This window comes from Mesorhizobium sp. M1365, from assembly GCF_040317865.1.
Lineage (GTDB): Bacteria > Pseudomonadota > Alphaproteobacteria > Rhizobiales > Rhizobiaceae > Mesorhizobium.
Genome location: NZ_JAMYLG010000061.1, coordinates 1 through 22452 on the forward strand (window position 1 = coordinate 1; position 22452 = coordinate 22452).

Genomic DNA, 22452 nt, shown 5'->3' on the forward strand with positions numbered 1-22452 from the left:
GCGATAGCCATTATTGCAACCCGCAGGTCATCGACTGGTGCCGCGCCAACGACGTCGACTTCATCTTTGGCCTCGCGCCCACCACGACCCTGCGCAAGCATGTCGCGGATCTGGAGGCCAGCACGACGGCGCGCTTCGAAGCGTCGGCCAAGACAGGCAAGGTCCGCAGGTTCAAGGAGTTCGTTGACGGCGCCGCTAGTTGGAGCCGCGTCGAGCGCATCATCGCGCGGGTCGAGGTCGGCGCCCAAGGTGGCGATATCGCTTCGTCGTCACCAACCTTGCCGGTGGGAAGGCCAAGGCGCTCTACGAGGATGTCTACTGCCGGCGCGGCGCGGCCGAGAACCACATCAAGTCGTGGAAGACGCATCTTGCCGCCGACCGCACATCCTGCACCAGAGCGACGGCCAACCAGTTCCGGCTATTCCTGCATGCCGGTGCTTACTGGTTGATGTGGGGCTTGCGGGCCGCGATGCCGAGGCGCTCGAGCTTTGCCGTCGCCCAATTCGACACGCTGCGATTGCGCCTCATCAAAATCGCTGCGCGGGTGGTCGAGATGAAATCGCAAATCCGCCTGCACCTGCCGACATCGTGCCCCGACCAGCGCATCCTGCGCATCGTCCTCGATCGCATCCCCCAACTCGCGACATAACGATGGGGGCAGACGCCCCGAAACGAACCCGTCGACCGCAACCTGCAAACCCCCGCCTGCCATCACGACGGAGCAATCCCGGCGCCTGACGAGGCGCGTGGAAAAGCACCGCAACGGCGACCACAACGTCGCTTCAGGCCGTCAAAAGCTTATCGCCGTGCATCAAGGCGGCTAGAAGCGCGCCGGCAGCCTGGCGGGGGGGCTTGGGGTTAGACTGCCGGCGCACGCCACTCATGAAGAGCGGCCCCTTTTTGCGGTTCCGACACCCATAGTCAACCCGGCAGCGTCTGGATGCCCGCTGTGCTCTTTTCAGAGCGGCTCGCGATGCCGGCCATGTCGGCCGATCCTGCCTAGGATGGGGGGGCACTCTCGTCGGCCGAGTTGATGCTCCAGCCAGTATCGCCTTGCCGACCAGCATGGGTTCGCCGTTAGCAATCCATCCTCGCGAGCCAATGCTATCGTGCACGTGTCGCAGCACTCCGGGCGGCTATATCGCCTAAGACAGCATGACGAAGCGTTCCAACTTCCTGTTCGGCGAGCCCGTGTGCAGTTCCTGACTCGGACAGTGGACGAGAATTCTCTTGGCGGTACTGCGCCAGAAGGCATTCGCGTCCAACGGAATCAAGCGACGACTATCAGCCGCAAACGTCACATCACAAGAGCGGTCTTCCACCCATTGCAGATTATCCGACTGATCAGGCGGCGTCCGATATGTCCGACTCTGCCTCAAGAATTCCCACAGGTATGGACAGCGATCTCGCTATCCGATTCCGATAGCCCTTATTGTACTTTAGACCCCGCTCGATGTTTTGGATTTCCTGAGCGGCAAGCCCGCACGCGACCGCGAGGTCCTCGATTGAATACCCAAGGTGCTCACGATAAGCGCGGATGATGTGGGTCCCCTGCGACATAGCCGTCAAGACTGGCTCGGGAATGCGCGAATCCTTCATAAACATCTCCAAGAAGATGGGAGCGCCTGACAAATCGGGAGATTTCCTCCTCGACCCTGGCGCACACCCAGCAAATCAAAAAAATGGACGTCCATTCGGCCGGACCGGCCTCATCCATGGAATGGGCCACTTGAAATTGGCAGCCGGGTCGGAAAATGGCGGCTCACCTGCTTCTGATCAAGTTCTAAGAACCCGCCCGCCATGAGATGGCCTGATCGGCTGTAGCGCATTCGACCTGCGATCCTACACGACTCATTCTCCCCGATGGCTTTCTTGAACAGCAACTCGAACTCTCACTGACGCCTCCAGTGGCTATTCGCGGCACCGTCCACCCAGCCTCGCGGACGCTGATACCTTCGACCAATTTCCACCGCCGATGCAGCGAAGATGGACAAGCATCGCCACCTATAAAGGTTCACAATCACTCGACCGTGACCGATTTTGCGAGATTGCGCGGCTGGTCTACGTCTGTGCCCATGAAGAGCGCCGTGTGGTAGGCAAGAAGCTGTATCGGCAGCGAGAAGATCATCGGCGCGATAATCTCGTCGACAGCCGGCAACACGAGCGTGTGCATGGTGTTGAGTTTCGATGCGGCTGCCCCTTTTTCATCGGTGATGAGGATAATCCGCCCTCCACGGGCAGCCACTTCCTGCATGTTGGAGACGGTCTTGTCGAAAAAGCGATCATGGGGCGCGATGACGATCACTGGCATGTTGTCGTCGATCAATGCGATCGGACCGTGCTTCAATTCACCCGCCGCATAGCCCTCGGCATGGATGTAGGAAATCTCCTTGAGCTTCAGCGCACCTTCCATCGCTAGCGGGAAACTGGTGCCACGGCCGAGATACAGGACGTCACGACACTTTGACAGTTCGCGCGACAGGAACTCGATCTCCGGCTGGATGCTGTTGAGTACCTGGCCCATGACGCGCGGCACTTCGGCGAGGCTCCTGACGAGCGCCTGCAGCTCGTCTTCGGTTACGGTCCCGCGGGCTCTGGCGGCGCCGATGGCGAGTGCGGCTAGAACCGCAAGCTGGCAGGTAAACGCCTTGGTGGAGGCGACGCCAATCTCCGGTCCGGCAAGGATCGGGAAGACCGCATCGGCCTCCCGAGCGATGGTCGATTCGCAGGCATTGACGATAGCGCCAATTTTCAGCCCACGCTCCTTGCAGTACCTCAACGATGCGAGCGTATCGGCGGTTTCGCCGGACTGCGAAATGAAAAGAGCCGCCGACTGCGGCGACAACGGGATCTCGCGGTAACGGAATTCGGACGCAACGTCGATTTCAACCGTCAGGCGCGCATAGCGCTCGAACCAGTATTTTCCGATCAGTCCGGCGAGATAGGCGGTCCCGCAGGCCGAGATCGCCAAGCTCGGGATCCTGGCGAAATCGATGCCAGAAACCATGTCGGCGCGATTCTCTATGATGTTGCTATAGTGACGGAGAGCATGGGCGATGACTTCGGGCTGCTCGTAGATTTCCTTTTCCATGAAGTGGCGATGATTGCCCTTGCTGGCCAGATCGGCCGCGGCCGTGGAGGTATGGCGCGGACGCTCGACGGGATGGCCGTCGAAATCGAAGATATGGGCGCCCGAATTGCCGACAATGGCCCAGTCGCCCTCGATGAGATAGGTAATTTCATTGGTGAAGGGAGCAAGCGCGATCGCGTCGGAGCCCAGGAACATCTCGCCGTCGCCGTGACCGATCGCCAGCGGTGGTCCGTTGCGCGCCGCCATGATGGTCGACGGATCATCTTCGAAGAGGACGGCAAGCGCATAGGCGCCCCTGACGCGTTTCAGCATGGCACGCATCGCCTCTTGCCGCCTCATGCCCTCCCGGCGGTGTCTTGCCAAGAGATGCGCGATGACCTCGGTGTCGGTGTCGGTCTGGAACTCGGCGCCAGCCGCCGCCAATTCGTCCTTCAGCTCGGTGAAATTCTCGATGATGCCGTTATGGACGACGGCGACACCGTCGGCAAAGTGCGGGTGCGCATTGCGTTCCGTCGAGGCCCCATGGGTTGCCCAACGCGTGTGGCCGATGCCGATGTTGCCGCTCAGCGGCTCTTCCTTCAGTCTCCTCTCGAGATTGACGAGCTTGCCCTCGGCGCGCCGGCGGTGCAAGACACCTTCGGTGATCGTCGCAACGCCGGCGGAATCATAGCCGCGATATTCCAAACGCTTCAATGCGTCGACCAACCGATCCGACACCGTCTGTTGCCCAACGATACCAACAATCCCGCACATGTTCGTCTTCCCATTCTTGCCGGCAGCTTCAGCCTACGCGAGACGGATACCCATCTGGCCGCTTTTATTGGGGCACCTTCTAGTAGTATTGGGTAATATTGGTATAATTGATTGTAGGGATAGCTATCATCCACCCCATGGATAAGCCGCGTTTGGGGCCTGATCTAACTTCCTCGTTGCGCCTGACGTCCTCATGACCGAACGCAAGCCCTCACCCCGCGGCACGAAGGAACAATCGGCCATGCGCGATCATCCCGGCCACGCACCTGACCACGAACCGCCGCCGCTCGTGGTCACGCGGTGATCGGCATGATCACACAGCACTGTAGTTAGGCAGCATCAGCGACGCATGGTCGGCATCATCATCATCGGCAACGTCGGCGCCGTCGGCATGATTCACGTTCGTCACGTTGATCATAATCATCGTCGCCGCCGATCTATTTTCTGATTGCCTGCCGCTTTGACGCGGCTTTCGTCGGTAGAGCTTAGCCCGCGATGGCCTATCAATACGCTGTTAGTCGGCATAGCCGAAACCGAGAGTCAGGCGGCGCAGGCCACAGAGCACGTTCAGCGACCGTTTCAGTCAGCGCCGGCTTTGTCGGGGTTCGTAACGTCATCAGGATTCTCGGGGCATGAATGCACTATCACGAAAACGTTGGTTCTCAGTGCTTCGTCCGTATTACTCAAAACCGATTCCCGCAGCGGAAGAACTAGGCGCGTGTCACGTCTTGTACAAGGCACAATAGCAGTGAGAAATGGAGATTGATGCCTGCGCGTTTTCGAATAAGACAATCACCAAGCTGTCACCCGAATTACATCAGGAACTGTCTATAGCCGCCGCCCATCAGGTAGCGGCCACGTTGGATGGCGCGACGCACCTGATCGCGAAGATGGCTACCTGGATGAGACCAATCTTCTTCGACACGGCGTCTCCCGAACAGGGCAATGGCGATCTCCTGATGAGATGCTCCCGCAAGCGAGCCATCCAAAGCCTGGAGCACGATACACAGACGCGCTCCGCGGGGTTCCGGCGGAAAGCAAGCAGCTGCCAGTCGGCCGCAACCATTGATGTCGTTCAGGAACTGAAAGGCAGCGACATGGAACTTCAGGTGCTGCGGCTGCACGATCGCGTCGACATATAGCCGCAACGGGCGGAGAACGGATGCACCGGAAAGGGCGATCTGCAGACTTCGGCAGTCCTTCCTCAGCAGCACGTGCTGCACGCCGGCAGGTGTCAGCAGGATGTCCTTGCAGCATGAGAGCGAAGAAAGATCAAGCGGTTCAAAATCGTGGTCGAGCCCAACCGGCTCCGCGGCCGCTCGTAGAATACGGGCGCAGTCGCGCGGATCCCAAAAGACCCTTGCCGAAGTAGCGTCCGACTGTGGCGCGTCCGCGAAAAAGGAGGCTCCATTGTCTTAGGAAAGATGATCCTGTCGTCAACTCGATTATCTTCATGTCGGCCTGGGCTCCGACAATGCAGGCGGGCGGTGCCATTTTGGCGTGGTCGCGCTGGAATTGTGGATTGCGCCGAAGAAACTCCCAGGCCCAGGCAGTGCGTGGCAATCGTCTGGCGTAGTGGTAAGCTTCGTGACGACGCCAGTCCGGCCAGCATTCAAGACCGACCGTCGCTTCCTTGGGCAGACCAGCATCCTTCACGGCTCAGGTGTCCACAATGCCGACGGGCCTAGAACCGGTTGCCACAGTACCGGTCCGCTCAGACGTCCCCTGCTGCGGATGCGCAAAAGGCTCGCGCGGGAAATCTCGAGAAACCCGGCCACCGCCTCCGTTTTGCCGACGGACTTGGGTTGTCCGATGCGCGACAATGGCCACGTCGCGAGGCGAAGGATCCGTTCCATGCGCGTATCCGTCACCGTTACTATCCGGGTCAGATCCTTGGCCAAGCCGAACTCGATCATGCCCGCGAAGAGCTCGTAGGTTGCCTGGGCCAGCCCGCCCGCTGCCTTGGGCGCCGACGGAGGGAGATCGAGCGCGAAACGACTGCTCTCCCATATGTCGGCAGTCGAGGGCACGACGTCAGCACCCAGCAGCATCGGGAACGTGTCGCGCAACATTGTGGGTCCGGTGCTGGGCAAAAGACGCACGCAACCGCGAATTCGCCAGTCGGATCCCTTGAGGAGCAGATAGACAGGCTTCAGACCATCAAACGGGTCTGTTTCCATCTGGTCTTCGGTATCAACTTCCCAATCGAGCCTTTCCTTGAACACCCGAAACCTGAGCCCGTGCATCTCTTTGAGCTCGCTTGCGAACTCGTTGTAAAGGTCTGGTGTTATCAGCTGCATCATGGTCGCCTCCGTGCGGGATGTGTTCCCGCCATCGAAGGGCAAAGCCGGCAGCGATGCAGCCTGTAGAGGTTTACAGCTATCGTGGCCGACGAATCAGGATCTCGCCTGGCCGGAGGCAGCCCAGTCGTGCAACGGCCTGGTTGATCGTTCGAACGCCAAGCTTTGCCTTGGCGTTTTCCAGATGAAAGGTCACGGTGCGCTTTGAGACGCCGAGAAGCTGGCTGATAACCCAAGCCGACTTGCCGCGCGCCGCCCATTTCAGGCACTCGAACTCCCGCGGGGTGAGCGTTACACCATCCACCACGCGATCGTCGGCGAGCCTGCGCCGGACATGGATATGAAAGTTGATGGCCACCAGCTGCAATGCTTTTTCGTAACGTGTCAGTGACCGCAACAGAGGCGGGCGGGACTCGTCGGAAGCAAAGGTCAGGGCAGCAAACCGGCCGCGATGATCATGCATGGACATCGTCAGGCCGCCGCGGATGCCAAACTCAGCCGCACTCTCCAGAATTTGTTGCTGCGATTTCGGCAGACAGTGCCGAGCGCGATCCACACCCCAGTCGAAGGTATCCCACCCTTGCAGCCCGCGCAGGATGACCGGATCAAGACTGTGGTACCGCTGTTGCAGATAACGTGATGTCCAGGATGAAGGATAGTTTGAGATCAATTGCGGGGCGTCGCCGGAGGCCGACGGGTAAGTGAAATAGGCGAATAGCGGAAAGTCGAAGCCGGCTGCAGCGGATGCCATTGCCTCACGGAGATCGGCAGCATCAACACTTGCAGACAGTTGCTCGACGAAGTTCTCAAACACGCGATGCATTTGAGCTTTGCGTAACCTCCGTGATCGCTCGATGCCAGGCAGAGACCTTGTTTTAAACGATCCCGGACTGATACAGGGCGTGCCGAGGACCCCGTTAATCTGGTGAAACCCGTGATATTCTGACGTTGTCTATGAGCCGTGTGCCGCCGAGCCAGGCCGCGACAAGCAAGCGTGCCGGTTGGTCAAGGCTTGTCATCGGTCGCAGATCTGCCTCGTCGCGAAGTTCCAGGTATTCGACCTCGCGATAGCCCGCAGCCAGAATTGCTGCGCGCGCTTCGGCAAGCGTTGGCAGGACGGGCGAGCCGCGGGCAAGCCGCTCAGCCGTCTCGAGCAAGACCGATGGTAGCTCGGGGGCAACAGCACGCTCTGCTGGCGAGAGCCGGACATTGCGCGATGATAGTGCAAGACCGTCGGCTTCGCGGACTGTCGGACAAGGAACAATGGTGATTGGAATATCCAGGTCCCGGGCCATCCGCCTGACTAGCTGAAGCTGTTGAAAGTCCTTTTCGCCAAAGAAGCCGAAGTCAGCGTTGGTCTGCAGGAAGAGCTTGGCGACGACGGTCGCCACGCCATCGAAATGTCCCGGCCGGAAGGCACCGCACAGGCCCTCGCTGACACCGGACACCGAAACGGTCGTGGCGAAGGCCGCCGGATACATCTCCTCTGCATCCGGCGCATAAAGCAGGTGCGCGCCAAGCGGTGCCAGCTTGGCGGCATCCTCGTCCTCGGTGCTCGGATACGCGGCGAGATCGGCCTGGCTGTTGAATTGCTTCGGGTTGACGAAGAGCGTCACGATCACCCGGTCGGCCTTCTCGAGTGCCGCGCGCACCAGGCTGAGATGACCCTCATGCAGGACGCCCATCGTTGGCACCACGGCAATCCTCACGCCCTCGCGGCGCCATGCGGCGCCGATTTGGCGAAGCTGGGCAACGCTCCTGACAATCGGCACGCTCACGCTGCTTCTCCGCTCTTGGCCGCGTCCGCGTCGGCGGGCTTGGGCGCATCGGCAAACACGTGCTCGGCGGCCGGAAACTGGCGCTCCTTCACTTCCCGCGCATAGGCCGCGATCGCAGCCGCAGCGGCCTCCCCCAGTTCAGCATAGCGCTTGACGAATTTGGGCCGGAAGTCGCCGAAGAGGCCCAGCATGTCGTCGACGACGAGAATCTGGCCGTCACAGGCTGCCGAGGCACCGATGCCAATGGTCGGGGTCGCCACCTCCCCGGTGATCCGGCGGGCGAGCGCCTCGGGAACCTTCTCCAGCACGACCGCAAAGGCGCCCGCTTCGCTCACCGCAAGCGCGTCGCGCCTGATGCGCTCGGCATCCCCGCCTCTGCCCTGCACGCGGTAGCCACCGATGGTGTTGATCGCCTGCGGCGTCAAGCCGACATGGGCCATGACCGGCACGCCGCGCGCGGCGAGGAAGCCAATCGTCTCTGCCATCGTTTCGCCGCCTTCGAGCTTGACGGCCGCGCAGCCGGTCTCGGCCATGACGCGCGCGGCATTGCGGAAAGCCTGCTCGGGGCTTTCCTCGAAGGAACCGAACGGCAGGTCGACGACCATCAGCGCCTGCTCGAGGCCACGGCGCACGGCCTGGCCGTGCGTGATCATCATCTCCAGCGTCACACCGAGCGTCGAGGGCAGGCCGTGGAGAACCATGCCGACGCTGTCGCCGACCAGCACCACATCGCAATGGGGATCGACAAGCCGGGCGACTGGCGTCGTGTAGGCGGTAAGGCAGACGAGCGGCGTCCCACCTTTGCGCGAACGAATATCCGGCGGTGTGATCGCCTTGGTGTCACCAAACGCACTCAATGGACCCTCCTTCCCCAACGTTACCAACCGCGGGTGTCGCGTTTGCCACATTTTTGTGCAAGTGCGAAGAGCTAAAAATGGCCGTGCAGCTGTGCGGTGTTGACGTGCGGACAGGCGCGCTTACACTTAAATCGATTCAGGCGCCCCCGAGCTGGCCAACCACTTTCGCGAACATGGACGATCAGGCAAAAGGACCCAGGAAAGACGGAGCCGCCGTCAAGGCCGACGAAGTCAAAGTGGACCTGATCGCCTTTGTCGTCGCCGTAAACGACAGTGAACCCTGTGTCCTCACCATCGGCCAGGCGGACACCCTTCCCTCCGGACCATTTGCGCTTGAGCACCGATCGCTGCAATCCGGTTTGAGGGGGTGGGTCGAGCAGCAGACCGGCCATCCGCTGGGGTACATTGAGCAACTCTACACCTTCGCGGATCGGGATCGCATCGGCGCCGAGCGCCAGCAGCGCGTCATCTCCATCAGCTATCTCGCATTGACCCGCAAGGAACAGGCAGCTGGCTCGCCCAAGTGCGGCTGGCAGAGCTGGTATGAATATTTTCCATGGGAGGACCACCGCTCCGGCACGCCTCCGGTCGTGCTGGACGTTCTGCGACCGCGCCTGATTGAATGGGCAGACGGCGTCAGCGACGCGGCCACGCGACGTGAACGCTGGCAGCGGGCGACGATAGCCTTCGGCTTCGACGACGGCCTTTGGAACGAGGAACTCACGCTTCAACGCTATGAGTTAGTCTACGAAGCAGGCCTGGTCCAAGAGGCCGGAAGCGGACGGGACGCGACGCTGCCTCCGCTGGTGCCCAGCAAGTCTATGGTCGCCGATCATCGCCGCATCGTGGCGACCGGCATTGCGCGGCTGCGCTCCAAGATCAAATATCGGCCGGTCGTCTTTGAGCTGATGCCGCCGGTCTTCACGCTTTTGCAGCTGCAGCGAACCGTGGAGGCGCTTGCCGGCAGGCTCGTGCGTAAGCCGAACTTTCGCCGGCTGATCGAGCAGCAGGAGCTGGTCGAAGAGACCGGAGAGGCAACCGCGGAGACCGGCGGCCGGCCAGCGAAGCTTTACCGGTTCCGCCACGCCGTTCTCGACGAGAGGGTCATCGCCGGGACAAAATTGCCGCTGGCGCGGGGTTGACATCGCTTATACTCACAGCAAGTATATGCTGGTTATTTTCAACTAGAGTATAAGCTGGAGGGGTCGATGAGCGCCATGCTGCCTGCGACCGCGTTTCTCTACGAGCGCGTCCGACGAGTGATCCCGCCGATCGAATGGCCGGCTTTCGTCGAGGATATCGAGGCGATCCTTGCACTGAAGCGCGAGCGCAACGCCATCATCCTGGCGCACAACTATCAGACCCCCGAGATCTTCCATTGCGTGGCCGACATCGTCGGCGACAGCTTGGCACTGGCCCGCACGGCTGCGACGATCGAGGCGCAAGTCATCGTGCTGGCCGGCGTACATTTCATGGCCGAAACGGCCAAGCTGCTCAATCCGCAAAAGACGGTGCTCATTCCCGACCTGCGGGCAGGCTGTTCGTTGGCGGAATCGATCACGGCAGAAGACGTGCGCTTGATGCGCCAGCGTTATCCCGGCGTGCCGATCATCACTTATGTCAACACGTCGGCCGAAGTGAAAGCCGAGTCGGATATCTGCTGTACATCCGGCAACGCCAAGGCGGTCGTCCAATCCCTTGGCGTTCCCCAGGTGATCATGTTGCCGGACGAATATCTGGCCCAGAATATCGCCGCCCAGACCGATGTGCAGATCATCGCCTGGAAAGGGCATTGCGAGGTGCATGAGCGCTTTACACCGGCCGACATCCGCGAGTTGCGCGAAAGCCATCCCGGCGTGATCGTGCTCGCGCATCCCGAATGCCCGCCCGACGTCGTGGGTGAAGCAGATTTTTCCGGCTCGACCGCTGCCATGTCCGACTATGTCGAAAGGCAAAGGCCGGCACGTGTCGTGCTGATGACAGAATGTTCGATGAGCGACAACGTCGCGTTAGCGCACCCAGAGGTCGAGTTCATCCGGCCCTGCAATTTGTGCCCGCACATGAAGCGGATCACGCTTGCCAACATCCGCATGGCGCTCGAGCAGAACCACCATATCGTAACCATCGAACCCGGGATCGCCGGGCGCGCGCGGCTTGCGGTGGAACGGATGCTGGCAATTTGAGCGCCGATGTCCGCAGCTTCTTCGGGCGGCCCATCATCATCGGCGGCGGCATCGCCGGACTGATGACCGCGCTTCAACTGGCGCCGGAGCCGGTGCTGCTTCTGTCCAGGACGCTGCTGGGAGCTGACAATTCGAGCACCTGGGCACAGGGTGGTCTGGCTGCAAGTTTCGGCGAAGACGACGATCCGGAACTGCACCTGGCCGATACGCTTGCCGCCGGGGATGGTCTCTGCGACACAGACGTGGCGAGCCGCATCCTCCAAGCCGCGCCCAAGGCGATAGAGGGGCTTGCGGGCTTTGGGGTTCCCTTCGACCGTACGTCGAAAGGATCACTGTGCCTCGGATTGGAGGCCGCACATAGCCGACGTCGCATCGTTCATGCGCATGGTGACGGCACCGGGCGTGAGATCATGCGTGCCCTGATCGCGGCTGTGCGTTCCACACCGTCGATTGTTGTCGTGGAGGGCGTGGAAGCGCGCCGGCTGGCGGTGCGAGAGAATGCGATCCGAGGCGTCTGGGCGAGCGGTTCGATAAGACCTGTCTTCTTCGGCTCACGGCGGGTCGTCCTCGCCACCGGTGGGATCGGGGGACTGTTTCTCGACACCACGAATCCTTCGGGCAGTTGCGGACAGGGCCTGGCGCTTGCGGCCCGCGCTGGAGCTGTCCTTGCCGACCTCGAGTTCATCCAGTTCCACCCGACCGCGCTTGACGGCCCGGAACGCCCTATGGCGCTGGTCAGCGAGGCCGTCCGCGGCGAAGGTGCTGCCCTGATCGACGAAACCGGCCAGGCTTTTCTCCAGAGCGTGCCAGGGGCGGAACTTGCGCCTCGTGATGTCTTGGCGCGCGCCGTCTGGAACCATCTTGCCAATGGCCACCGTGTTTTTCTCGACGCGCGGCAACGGCCTGGCCCGGAATTTGCTCGACACTTCCCGACAATCGCATCAGCCTGTCGTGGAGCGGGCATCAATCCCGCGCGCGATCTCATCCCCATTCGTCCGGCCCAACACTACCACATGGGTGGCGTTGCCGTGGACGGCTCCGGTAGGACGTCCGTCAAGGGGCTGTGGGCCTGCGGCGAAGTCGCTTCGACAGGACTGCATGGCGCCAACAGGCTCGCCAGCAATTCCTTGACCGAGGCCGTCGTGTGCGCGCGCTGGGTCGCTGAAAGTGTCGCCGGAACGCCTGCTCGCAGAACAAGGCCTGCGGTTGCGGACGTTTACCCATCGCCCGCTCCGATACCCGTGCGTGTTTTCCTGTCGCGTGCACTGGGCATAGTCCGGGATGGTGAAGGTCTGAAAGCAGCCGCACGTGCCTTATTGCCGCTCGCGGAAAGCCAGGACGCGGCCTCGGATGCGGCGGCTGTCGGGCTAATGATCGCGGTTGCCGCCTTGTTGCGCCAAGAAAGCCGCGGCGCTCATTACCGGACAGACTTTCCTCATCATGCGACTGTCGCCCGACGGTCCGAAATCACCCTCGAAGCCGCCTTGGCCGCTGCGCGGGAACTCGGACATTCGCCAAGCCTCGAAGGGGCAAAGTGATGACGTTCTCACCGCTTCCCACGGTCATGCTTGAGCCGCTGGTAAGGGCAGCCCTTCTTGAAGACCTTGGCAGAGCCGGCGACTTGACCACGGAGGCCATCGTCCCGAAGGAACACCAAGCGGGAACCGTGCTGGCGGCGCGCCAGTCCGGAGTTGTCGCCGGCCTCGATCTTGCGATGCTCGCTTTCCGCTTGATTGATCCTGATATCGAAATCTCGGTGGAGCGGGCAGACGGCTCCAATGTCATGGATGGAGAGGTCATTGCATCAGTGGTTGGCCCTGCCCGGGCCATTCTCACAGCCGAACGGACGGCACTCAATTTTTTGTGCCATCTGAGCGGCATCGCTACAGCAACGGCATCGATCGTCGCTGCGGTTCGTGGATATGGCGCGAAGATCGTCTGCACGCGCAAGACGACGCCCGGATTGCGGGCAGTCGAAAAATACGCCGTGCGCGCAGGTGGCGGATCCAATCACCGCTTCGGCCTCGACGACGCAATTCTGATCAAGGACAACCACATCGCCATCGCAGGCGGCGTTCGCCCGGCGCTCGAGCGAGCACGAAGACGGGCCGGTCATCTCGTCAAGATAGAAGTCGAGGTCGATACGCTGGCCCAGTTGGAGGAGGTACTTGGCTTCGCTCCCGATGCGGTTCTGCTCGACAACATGTCCCTCGCCGATCTTCGCCGCGCCGTCGCAATCGTTGGCGGCCGTGCTATCACCGAGGCTTCTGGCGGGATCGCATCCGATACAGCGCGAGCGATTGCCGCGACCGGCGTTGATCTGATTTCAGTCGGCCGACTGACCCACAGCGCGCCGATCCTGGATATCGGCCTCGACTATTGGGGCCCATGATTGCCTGAGGGACGAACAGGATCGAATCAACTGTCCTTTCCGATCGTCATCAATCAGACAGCAAAGCAAGGCAGAACCGGAGGAACAGCATGGACATGCAAACAGCCAGTCCAACGCAGACATCGCCACAGGCTCAAGCCCCTGACCCTGGAGCGTGGACCCTGGAGAAGGCTCGGGCACTTCACGATGCCCCCTTCAACAATCTCCTCTTCCTCGCGCAAACCGTGCACCGCCAGAATTTCGATCCAAACAAGGTCCAGCTCAGCCGGCTGCTCAGCATCAAGACGGGCGGATGCCCGGAGGATTGCGGCTATTGCAGCCAGTCGGCGCATCACGAGACCGGCCTGAAGGCGTCGAAGCTGATGGAGGTCCGGCACGTCGTCGCCGAAGCGAAGAAAGCGCGTGACGCCGGCGCCACCCGCTATTGCATGGGCGCGGCCTGGCGAAACCCCAAGGCGCGCGACATGGATGCGGTCGTGGCGATGGTCGAAGGCGTCAAGGCGCTGGGCATGGAAACCTGCATGACGCTCGGCATGCTCGATCTTGAGCAGGCGGCTCGTCTGAAACAGGCAGGCCTCGACTATTACAACCACAACATCGATACGTCGGAACGCTACTACAGCGAGATCATCAGCACGCGGAGCTTTGCCGAGCGGCTCGAGACGCTCGAGCACGTTCGCCAATCCGGCATCAAGGTCTGCTGCGGCGGCATTGTCGGCATGGGCGAGGAGCCGGTGGACCGGATCGGCATGCTGGTGACGCTGGCCAACCTGCCGGAACATCCGCAAAGCGTTCCGATCAACATGCTGATCCCGATCCCCGGCACCCCGCTTGCCGACGCCAAGCCGATCGAGCCGATCGAATTCGTGCGCGTGATCGCGCTGGCGCGCATCATGATGCCGAAATCGCATATCCGTCTTTCCGCCGGCCGTACGGCCATGACCGACGAGATGCAGGCGCTGTGCTTTTTTGCCGGCGCCAACTCGATCTTCGTCGGCGACACGCTGCTGACGGCGGACAATCCCGGTGAGGACAAGGATACCCTGCTGTTCCGGCGCCTTGGCATCGAGCCGATGGAACTCGAGGCGCAATGAACGGGGCACCGCTTGCCCGCTATGAGGCGACCTTGCAGGGACTGGCGCGCAAGGACCGGCTGCGGACGCTGAAGCCGCGCGCCGGGCGCGACTTCTCGTCGAACGACTATCTCGGGCTTGCCGCCTCGAAAAGACTTGGCGAAGCGGTTGCGGCGGCGATTGCGCGTGGCACGCCGGTAGGCGCCACCGGGTCGCGGCTGTTGCGCGGCAATGCGCCGGAACACGAGCAGCTCGAGGCAGACGCGGCGGCATTCTTTGGAGCCGACCGCGCGCTGTTCTTCGGCAGCGGCTACATCGCCAACTTCGCTCTGCTGACGGCGCTGCCGCAGAAGGGCGACCTTTTGGTCCTCGATGAGCTCGCCCATGCCAGCATGCATGAGGGTGCGCAGGCCGGGCGCGCACAGTTCGTGCTGGCCGCGCACAACGACGCCAACGCTGTCGACGATGCGATCAAGCGTTGGCGCGCCGAAGGCGGCATGGGATGCGTCTGGATTGCAGTGGAAAGCCTTTACAGCATGGATGGCGACTGCGCGCCTTTGGAGAGCCTGGCCGCGCTTGCCGATCGGCACAACGCATTCATCATCGTTGACGAGGCGCATGCCACCGGCGTCTGGGGACCGGACGGCCGGGGGCTGGCCGCCGCTTTCGAGGGCCGCGACAACATCGTCGCGCTCCACACCTGCGGCAAGGCACTCGGCGCATGTGGTGGGCTCGTGACCGGGCCGAGGACACTGTGCGAGTATCTGATCAACCGTTGCCGGCCATTCATCTACGCCACCGCGCCATCGCCGCTGATGGCGGTCGCGGCGCGCGAAGCGCTCGCAATGCTCGCCGACGAGCCTATGCGCCGTGTTCAGCTGCATGAACGCGTTGCCCTCGCAGGCCGCCAACTGGCCGATCGCTGCGGCGTGATACCAAGCGGCTCGCAGATCCAGCCAGTTGTCATCGGCGACGTCAGCCGCACCATGGCAGTGGCGGCGCGCCTGCAGGGCCGCGGCTTCGACATACGCGGCATTCGTCCGCCGACCGTACCCGAGGGCACGTCGCGGCTGCGCATCTCACTGACGCTCAATATCGGCGACGCCGACATTTCCGCCATGCTCGAGGCGCTCGTCGAGGTGTTGGCCCAGACATGACCGGAGGCGACATGACCAAGCGCATCGTCATCACCGGAACAGACACCGGAATTGGCAAGACGGTGTTTTCGGCCGGGCTTGCCGGCCTGCTTGACGGTTTCTACTGGAAGCCGGTGCAATCGGGCCTCGACGGCGAGACCGACAGCGAGGCGGTTGCGCGACTTGCCGGGCTGCCGTCGGGGCGCGTGCTGCCGGAAGCCTACCGCTTGAAGAGCCCGCTTTCGCCGCATCGTTCGGCCGAAATCGACGACGTTTCGATCGAGGCTGCCGATCTTTCGTTTCCGGTCCTGCCGACACCGCTCGTCATCGAAGGCGCCGGCGGGCTGATGGTGCCGCTGAACCGCCGGACAAGGTTCATCGACATATTCGAGCAATGGCAGTTGCCGGTCATTCTGTGCGCCCGCACCGCGCTCGGAACAATCAATCACACCCTGCTGTCGATCGAAGCCCTGCGGGCGCGCGCTATCCCGCTGGCTGGCATCGCCTTCATCGGCGATGAGATGACCGATACGCAACGGACGATCGTGGAATTCGGCGACGTGCCGCAACTCGGCAGGCTGCCGCACCTCGATCCGCTGACGGACAAAACGCTGAGACAAGCGATGATTGCCGGCTTCGACCTCGCTTTGATTGCCGGAGGCGAATGATGACGCAATCCCGTGTGTGGCATCCCTTCACCCAGCACGCGCTCGAGCTGGCGATCCCTGAAATCGTCCTGACTGAAGGCGCGTATCTCCACAAAGCCAATGGCGTGCGCATTCTGGACGCCATTTCCTCCTGGTGGGTCGTCACGCATGGCCACCGCCATCCCCGCATTATAAAGGCAATCGAGACGACCGCCTCGAGCCTCGACCAGATCATCTTCGCAGGTTTCACGCACGAGCCTGCCGAATGCTTGGCCGAGGCGCTCATCGGCCTCGCTCCTCCCGGCCTCGACCGGGTGTTCTATTCGGACAGCGGCTCGACCTGCGTCGAAGTCGCGTTGAAGATGGCGCTCGGTTATTTCCGCAACATCGGCGCGCCCCGCTCGCGCATCGTCGTCATGGAGCACAGCTATCATGGCGACACCATCGGCACGATGAGCGTCGGTGCCCGTGGCGTGTTCAACGCCGCCTACGAACCCTTGCTGTTCGAGGTCGACACCATTCCCTTCCCGGCCGCCGGCCGCGAGCAGGAAACGCTGGATAGATTCGAGGCAGTCTCCCGCGACAGGCGCGCCGCCGCGCTGATCGTCGAACCGCTCGTGCTTGGCGCCGGCGGCATGCTGATGTATCCGGCCTCGGTTCTGACCGGATTGAAGAAGATTGCCGAAGCCTCCGGCACGCTGCTGATCGCCGACGAGGTGATGACCGGCTGGGGCCGCACCGGGAGCATGTTCGCCTGCGAGCAGGCATCGATTTCTCCAGATATCCTGTGCACCTCCAAAGGCTTGACCGGCGGCGTGATCCCGCTGGCGGCCACGCTTGCCACCGATGCGATCTTCCAGGCTCATTATTCAGCGGATCGCAAGAAGACGTTTTTCCACTCGAGTTCCTACACGGCCAATCCGATTGCCTGCGCGGCAGCACTCGCCAATGTCGAGATCTGGCGTGACGAGCCGGTGGCCGAGCGGATCGCGGCCTTGAGCGAGAGACAGGCCGCCGGGTTTCGACGCTTTCGCGACAATGCCAACTTCACCGACAGCCGCGCGATCGGCACGATCCTGGCTCTCGACCTGCGCGCCGGCTCTGCCGGCTATCTGGCCGAGATCGGACCTAAGCTGCGGGCCTTTTTCCTCGAGCGCGGCCTGCTCGTGCGCCCGCTCGGCAATGTCCTCTACCTTCTGCCGCCCTATTGCATCACCGGCGAGGAACTGGACGGGCTCTATGACGCCATCGAGGAGGCCGGCGAACGCTTCGGTTCGAAGCCATGATCAGGTCGTCGCGCATTCTCGGGGTTGGCCATCATGCGCCTGGGCGCAAAGTGGAGAATGCCGAGATCGAGAACAATCTCGGGCTCGAACCTGGCTGGATCGAGCGGCGCACCGGAATTCGCTCGCGATTCTGGGCAACGGATGAAGATACGCTGTCTGGTCTTGCCACGCAGGCTGGCGACATGGCGCTGGCGAACGCCGGCATTGCGCGCCACGACATCGGTCTGCTGTTGCTTGCCACCTCGACGCCCGACCATCTTCTGCCGCCCAGTGCACCCCTGGTCGCACACAAGCTCGGCCTTGGCCGCGCAGGCGCGGTCGATCTGACCGGTGCCTGCGCCGGCTTCATCTATGCGCTGATGTTTGCGGACGGATTTACCCGCCTGCACGGCAAAGCGAGCCTTGTTATCGCCGCCAATATCCTCAGCCGCCGCATCAATCCCTCTGAGCGCGCCAGCGCCGTGCTGTTTGCCGATGCCGCCGGCGCCCTCGTGATCGGTCCCTGCGAGGATACTGATCGGGGGATTCTCGGTGCCTCCGTGGATTCGGACGGCTCGCGATACGGGCTGATCCAGATTCCCGCAGGAGGAAGCAACAAGCCGTTCCACGGTGACCTCGACCTCGCGCAAACCCGAATGACGATGACCGACGGCCGCGAAGTGTTCGCAAAGGCCGTCGAGATGATGACCGATTGCTCGATAAGCGCGCTAGCCGCTGCCGGAGTGCGACCACAGGATGTCGACCGGTTCGTGCCGCATCAGGCCAATGCTCGCATTTTCGATGCTGTCGGGAGTAACCTCGGCATAGCGGATCAAGCAATTGTCAAGACGATTGCCGAATACGGCAACTCTTCGGCCGCGACGATCCCGCTCTCACTGTCGCTCGCCAATCAAGCGGAGCCGTTTCGGCCGGGCAAGAAAATACTCCTGGCGGCGGCAGGTGCGGGACTCAGCGGCGGGGCGCTCGTCGTCGGGATTTAGCCCAGCGAAGCTGCTCAACATCAGGACTGACTTTGTGAGATGAATAGGACAACGGGACCAATGCGAAAGATAGTCGCCGGCAAGCTGCACGGCATCCACGTCACCGAAGCAAACCTCAACTACCACGGTTCGATAACGCTCGACCCTGACCACTGCGAAGAAGCCGGGATCCTGCCAATGGATTCGTGGAGACATGGAGCAAGACTTCCGGCGCGCGAATCTCGACCTATGTCATCCTCGGCGAGCGCGGCTCTCGATGCTGCATCCTCAACGGCGCGGCCGCCCGGACCTGCCAGCCCACTCCATCCATCTGGACGAAGCGCGCATTCCTCTCTGAAGCCGCGGATCGTTACGTTCGTCATCAACAATGTCGTTGGCTTCTCGCCGATGGCAATGCGCTGACGCGGACGGCGTTGACGACTACATCGGCAGGGGCGCTTCAGCAGAACTTTCGCCGGTTGATTGAGCAGCAGGAACTGGTGGAGGAGACCGGCGAAAGTGCTTTTGACACCGGGGGTCGGCCGGCGAAGCTTTATCGCTTCCGCCACCATGTCCTCGACGAAACGGCGGTCGCCCGGACAAAATTGCCGCTGGCGCGGGCTTGACATCCTTTATACTCAACGTAGAAATATACCCTTATAATCAATTCGATTATAACGAGAAATTCATTCGCACCGTCCGAACCCACGGTCTCGCTCGGGAAGCCCGTATGAGTGGATCGAAGTGATCTTGGAAATGAAACGCCCGAGGACGGCTTTCAACCTTTGTCGTGAAGGAGGTGCCGCGCGAGTGGGCCAATGCCTTGCGGCAACGGTGAAGCATGTATACCGCCAGTAAACGCATGCGTCAAAGTCGCCATCGAATGTACAGTTCGTCTAAATGTGCGATACGTTCGATTTGTGCAAATAACACTTGGAGAAGTGTCGCATAAAACAAACGTTTTAATTACATAAAGCAGGCAAGCTAAATTTTAAACTTGCACAAATGAGCGTAGGGCGCCCTGTTCCAGGGCGCCTTTTTTAAGGATTATCATTAGACTCTCTCCCGGGGGGAACTGTGGGTGAAGAAACAACGCATCGTCCTGCTGGCAGCTGTTTTGGCGTCTGCCTTTGGCTTTTTTTTGCTGATCCTGATCCTGCAGATGGTCAGTTTTTTGGTTGACTAGGCACGCGCAAGCGGGATGGATCGCGCAGAGACACGCGGAAGTTTTTTCGCCAGCGAAACCCCGACGACCTGATGGGGAGTCGCGCCAGCAGGGTGGGAGCCACGTCCAGTGCCACCGACCATGCGAGATGCCGATTGTTGGCGCGTCTGTCAGTTCGCGCGGCCATATTCATTCCGGTGCCGATCTGTTGCCTTTTCTGCTTTCCCATGCGTTTTAGGCCGAGCCAATTTGTGAAGCGGGCGGTCAATGGATCTGCGCCTCGCGATTGCCTGCCGTTGCCTTTTGATCTGGGCGGCATAATCCGAGAGCGAACGCTGCAACCGCGGTTCGAATTGCGCGAAGTTGAACCGGACTTCATCCGCCGTCAGGAACTGGTGGGTTGCGCCGGGAAAGCCGGCGACCATCACAAGGTCGCCTTCCTTGACGCCTGCACAGGCCATGGGTAGCCAACTCTTCGGCCGGTAAGGCACATTGTCGCGCGCATATGGCCGGGAGGAACCATCAGGAGCGACATAGGCGCGATAAAAGCCGAAGTCGCCTGTGTGGCGCGGCCACATCCAATTGTCCGTTTCGCCGCCGAAGTTACCGACGCCGAGCGCGGGCGCATAGACAAGGCGCACGTCCTCGATTTCGAGCTTCTGCTGGAGATAGTAGGAGGCGCCGCCATAATAGGCCCCTACGTCGCAGCGGCGATTGGGCTGTCCTTCACATGCGGCGATCAGGGCCTTGCGGTTCGTGGCGAGCCGCTCATAGCGGGCAAACCCATTCAGCTTGTCCGAGACGCCCTTGAGTATTTCGGCGGTCACATCCCGCATGTCCTCGATCACATGGATTCGGCTGCCTGGCGCCGCGGGCAATTCTTCACCCAGGGCTCTTCGCCAGAAAGCCGTCTGTGAGATAGTCCTGGCCCTCTTTGCTGTGGTATTGGATGGATTCGAACACGCAATGATGATTGGTTGCGACCAGCCCTTGTGGACTGACGAACGAGGCGGAGCATCCGCCCAGTGATACGATCGCGTTGAGCGGGTCAGCGTCTAGACGGCCCAGCTGGGCGGGATCGATCTGGAGCCCATCCGCGCGCATGGCCGCGCACACTTCCGCAGTCTGGCCCGGCATCCACATACCTTCGTCCGCCGATGTAGCCGTGACCGTCCAGAGCAAGGCGATGGCAGTTGCTTTGGCCAAACATTTCAAATTCGAGTTCGTGCTGACTGTCGCTCTCATCTTGCCTCCTGTTCTCCGCAGATTGGATTGGTGACTATCGGGATGGCCGGAGTCCTGGCGCCCGCGCGGCGGCCACACCGTAAAGACCGAGTGGACGGTTAACGCAGGAATCCTGATGGCGCTCACCTCTCATTATATCGGTCGCGCGCAACGTTTGCGGATCATTCGCTGCACCAATCGTGCCAAATGAATAAAGCCTTCAGTTGCAAATGGTGAGCCGCCCCATCCATGTCCGATCTCCGACGTCGTTCACGTAAAACGCTCGGTGCTTCCACGCTCGTTTGCTCTTCGCCCGTCCCTCTTCCGTCTTGACTAGCAGGAGCCTACGGCCTATCTCACTGCCGCGTTAGCACTCGCTTCTGGTGAGTGCTAAACACGCTCCGGCAACGGAGAACCGTTCAACATCCGCACCAGGGAAATCCAAAAATGGCAAAGTCGAATTTCCGGCCGCTGCATGACCGCGTGGTCGTTCGCCGCGTCGAGTCCGAAGCGAAGACCGCCGGCGGGATCATCATCCCCGACACGGCGAAGGAAAAGCCGCAGGAAGGCGAGATCATCGCCGTCGGTTCCGGCGCCCGTGACGAGGCCGGCAAGCTCGTCCCGCTGGACGTCAAGGCCGGCGACCGCATCCTGTTCGGCAAGTGGTCGGGCACCGAAGTCAAGCTCAATGGCGAAGACCTTCTGATCATGAAGGAATCCGACATCATGGGCCTCATCGGCTGAATATCGGCCTCACCCTCATTTAAATCTTCGGGCTCAATCCAAGCCCCTGCCAGGAGCTAAAAATGGCTGCCAAAGACGTAAAATTTTCCCGCGACGCTCGTGAGCGCATGCTGCGCGGCGTCAACATCCTCGCCGACGCAGTGAAGGTCACGCTCGGCCCCAAGGGCCGCAACGTCGTCATCGACAAGTCGTTCGGCGCACCGCGCATCACCAAGGACGGCGTCACCGTCGCCAAGGAAATCGAGCTGGAGGACAAGTTCGAGAATATGGGCGCGCAGATGGTCCGCGAAGTTGCTTCGAAGACCAACGACATCGCCGGCGACGGCACCACGACCGCGACCGTTCTGGCGCAGTCGATCGTCCAGGAAGGCCACAAGGCGGTTGCCGCCGGCATGAACCCGATGGACCTCAAGCGCGGCATCGACCTCGCCGTCGCCGACGTCGTCGCGACGCTGATCAAGAACGCCAAGAAGATCAAGACCTCGGAAGAGGTTGCCCAGGTCGGCACCATCGCCGGCAATGGCGATGTTTCGGTCGGCTCGATGATCGCGGAAGCGATGCAGAAGGTCGGCAATGAGGGCGTCATCACGGTCGAGGAAGCCAAGACCGCCGAGACCGAACTCGAAGTCGTCGAAGGCATGCAGTTCGACCGCGGCTATCTCTCGCCCTACTTCGTCACCAACGCCGACAAGATGGTTGCGGATCTGGAAGACGCCTACATCCTCCTCCACGAGAAGAAGCTCTCCAACCTGCAGGCCATGCTGCCGATCCTCGAGGCTGTCGTGCAGACCTCGAAGCCGCTGGTCATCATCTCGGAAGATGTCGAAGGCGAGGCCCTGGCCACGCTGGTCGTCAACAAGCTGC

21 protein-coding genes and 3 pseudogenes are annotated in these 22452 nt (G+C 61.5%); 14 read left to right on the forward strand and 10 right to left on the reverse strand.

Annotated elements, in window-relative coordinates; genetic code table 11:
- A pseudogene (locus tag NKH04_RS31075) lies at nucleotides 1-649 on the forward strand (IS1380 family transposase); the annotation flags it as partial.
- A gap of 695 nt (nucleotides 650-1344) precedes the next feature.
- Here NKH04_RS31075 and NKH04_RS31080 read toward each other — a convergent pair.
- From NKH04_RS31080 to panB, 8 genes are all read right to left on the reverse strand, one after another.
- Complete coding sequence (locus tag NKH04_RS31080) at nucleotides 1345-1605, reverse strand: helix-turn-helix domain-containing protein (RefSeq protein WP_352496595.1); 261 nt, start codon at nucleotides 1603-1605, stop codon at nucleotides 1345-1347.
- Nucleotides 1606-2020: 415 nt separating this feature from the next.
- Nucleotides 2021-3844, reverse strand: coding sequence for a glutamine--fructose-6-phosphate transaminase (isomerizing) (gene glmS, locus NKH04_RS31085; protein WP_352492867.1), 1824 nt, complete (start codon nucleotides 3842-3844; stop codon nucleotides 2021-2023).
- Nucleotides 3845-4656: 812 nt separating this feature from the next.
- Entirely contained in the window at nucleotides 4657-5067 is a 411-nt protein-coding gene (locus NKH04_RS31090; RefSeq protein WP_353045484.1) for a DUF2285 domain-containing protein, read from the reverse strand.
- A 58-nt stretch (nucleotides 5068-5125) separates the two neighbouring features.
- The gene (locus NKH04_RS31095) at nucleotides 5126-5500 is read right to left on the reverse strand and encodes a transcriptional regulator domain-containing protein (protein WP_352778740.1); all 375 of its coding nucleotides are present in this window, start codon (nucleotides 5498-5500) and stop codon (nucleotides 5126-5128) included.
- On the reverse strand, nucleotides 5497-6147 hold the full coding sequence (locus NKH04_RS31100) for an acyl-homoserine-lactone synthase (protein WP_353045485.1): 651 nt from the start codon (nucleotides 6145-6147) through the stop codon (nucleotides 5497-5499). The genes NKH04_RS31095 and NKH04_RS31100 overlap by 4 nt, the downstream gene beginning before the upstream one ends.
- 76 nt (nucleotides 6148-6223) lie before the next feature.
- Complete coding sequence (locus NKH04_RS31105; RefSeq protein WP_353045486.1) at nucleotides 6224-6967, reverse strand: LuxR family transcriptional regulator; 744 nt, start codon at nucleotides 6965-6967, stop codon at nucleotides 6224-6226.
- A gap of 94 nt (nucleotides 6968-7061) precedes the next feature.
- The gene (gene panC, locus NKH04_RS31110) at nucleotides 7062-7922 is read right to left on the reverse strand and encodes a pantoate--beta-alanine ligase (protein ID WP_353045487.1); all 861 of its coding nucleotides are present in this window, start codon (nucleotides 7920-7922) and stop codon (nucleotides 7062-7064) included.
- A complete protein-coding gene (gene panB, locus NKH04_RS31115; protein ID WP_352549642.1) occupies nucleotides 7919-8779 on the reverse strand; it encodes a 3-methyl-2-oxobutanoate hydroxymethyltransferase in 861 nt (286 codons plus the stop codon). The genes panC and panB overlap by 4 nt, the downstream gene beginning before the upstream one ends.
- Before the next feature lie 173 nt (nucleotides 8780-8952).
- Between panB and NKH04_RS31120 the strand changes: the two genes are divergently transcribed.
- The 11 genes and pseudogenes from NKH04_RS31120 to NKH04_RS33350 all read left to right on the forward strand — a co-directional run.
- The gene (locus NKH04_RS31120) at nucleotides 8953-9921 is read left to right on the forward strand and encodes an NUDIX hydrolase (protein ID WP_353045496.1); all 969 of its coding nucleotides are present in this window, start codon (nucleotides 8953-8955) and stop codon (nucleotides 9919-9921) included.
- A gap of 66 nt (nucleotides 9922-9987) precedes the next feature.
- The gene (gene nadA / locus NKH04_RS31125) at nucleotides 9988-10962 is read left to right on the forward strand and encodes a quinolinate synthase NadA (RefSeq protein ID WP_353045488.1); all 975 of its coding nucleotides are present in this window, start codon (nucleotides 9988-9990) and stop codon (nucleotides 10960-10962) included.
- Nucleotides 10959-12500, forward strand: coding sequence for an L-aspartate oxidase (locus tag NKH04_RS31130; RefSeq protein WP_353045489.1), 1542 nt, complete (start codon nucleotides 10959-10961; stop codon nucleotides 12498-12500). Before nadA ends, NKH04_RS31130 begins: the two co-directional genes overlap by 4 nt.
- The gene (nadC, locus tag NKH04_RS31135; protein WP_352508056.1) at nucleotides 12500-13354 is read left to right on the forward strand and encodes a carboxylating nicotinate-nucleotide diphosphorylase; all 855 of its coding nucleotides are present in this window, start codon (nucleotides 12500-12502) and stop codon (nucleotides 13352-13354) included. The genes NKH04_RS31130 and nadC overlap by 1 nt, the downstream gene beginning before the upstream one ends.
- A gap of 95 nt (nucleotides 13355-13449) precedes the next feature.
- Nucleotides 13450-14448: a biotin synthase BioB gene (bioB, locus tag NKH04_RS31140; protein ID WP_353045497.1), complete on the forward strand. Its 999-nt coding sequence runs from the start codon at nucleotides 13450-13452 to the stop codon at nucleotides 14446-14448.
- A complete protein-coding gene (locus NKH04_RS31145) occupies nucleotides 14445-15584 on the forward strand; it encodes an 8-amino-7-oxononanoate synthase (RefSeq protein ID WP_353045490.1) in 1140 nt (379 codons plus the stop codon). The genes bioB and NKH04_RS31145 overlap by 4 nt, the downstream gene beginning before the upstream one ends.
- 11 nt (nucleotides 15585-15595) lie before the next feature.
- Nucleotides 15596-16231 (forward strand): dethiobiotin synthase, encoded by a 636-nt coding sequence (gene bioD, locus NKH04_RS31150; protein ID WP_023679599.1) that lies wholly within the window; start codon nucleotides 15596-15598, stop codon nucleotides 16229-16231.
- On the forward strand, nucleotides 16231-17496 hold the full coding sequence (locus tag NKH04_RS31155; protein WP_353045491.1) for an adenosylmethionine--8-amino-7-oxononanoate transaminase: 1266 nt from the start codon (nucleotides 16231-16233) through the stop codon (nucleotides 17494-17496). Before bioD ends, NKH04_RS31155 begins: the two co-directional genes overlap by 1 nt.
- A complete protein-coding gene (gene bioZ, locus NKH04_RS31160) occupies nucleotides 17493-18476 on the forward strand; it encodes a 3-oxopimeloyl-[acyl-carrier-protein] synthase BioZ (RefSeq protein WP_353045492.1) in 984 nt (327 codons plus the stop codon). Before NKH04_RS31155 ends, bioZ begins: the two co-directional genes overlap by 4 nt.
- A 60-nt stretch (nucleotides 18477-18536) precedes the next feature.
- Nucleotides 18537-18845, forward strand: a pseudogene (locus NKH04_RS31165) (aspartate 1-decarboxylase); the annotation flags it as partial.
- Nucleotides 18846-18874: 29 nt separating this feature from the next.
- Nucleotides 18875-19081 (forward strand): annotated as a pseudogene (locus NKH04_RS33350) (NrtR DNA-binding winged helix domain-containing protein); the annotation flags it as partial.
- A gap of 709 nt (nucleotides 19082-19790) precedes the next feature.
- Here the strand turns inward: NKH04_RS33350 and NKH04_RS31170 are convergent.
- Nucleotides 19791-20468 carry a S46 family peptidase gene (locus tag NKH04_RS31170; RefSeq protein WP_353045493.1) on the reverse strand — a complete coding sequence of 226 codons (678 nt, stop codon included), beginning with the start codon at nucleotides 20466-20468 and terminating at the stop codon, nucleotides 19791-19793.
- Nucleotides 20469-20502: 34 nt separating this feature from the next.
- Entirely contained in the window at nucleotides 20503-20865 is a 363-nt protein-coding gene (locus tag NKH04_RS31175) for a S46 family peptidase (protein WP_352509328.1), read from the reverse strand.
- 426 nt (nucleotides 20866-21291) lie between these two features.
- Here NKH04_RS31175 and groES point away from each other — a divergent pair, with 426 nt between their 5' ends.
- Nucleotides 21292-21588: a co-chaperone GroES gene (gene groES / locus NKH04_RS31180; RefSeq protein ID WP_353045494.1), complete on the forward strand. Its 297-nt coding sequence runs from the start codon at nucleotides 21292-21294 to the stop codon at nucleotides 21586-21588.
- A gap of 62 nt (nucleotides 21589-21650) precedes the next feature.
- Nucleotides 21651-22452: chaperonin GroEL (groEL, locus tag NKH04_RS31185; RefSeq protein ID WP_353045495.1), on the forward strand; the 802-nt coding region annotated here is incomplete at its 3' end.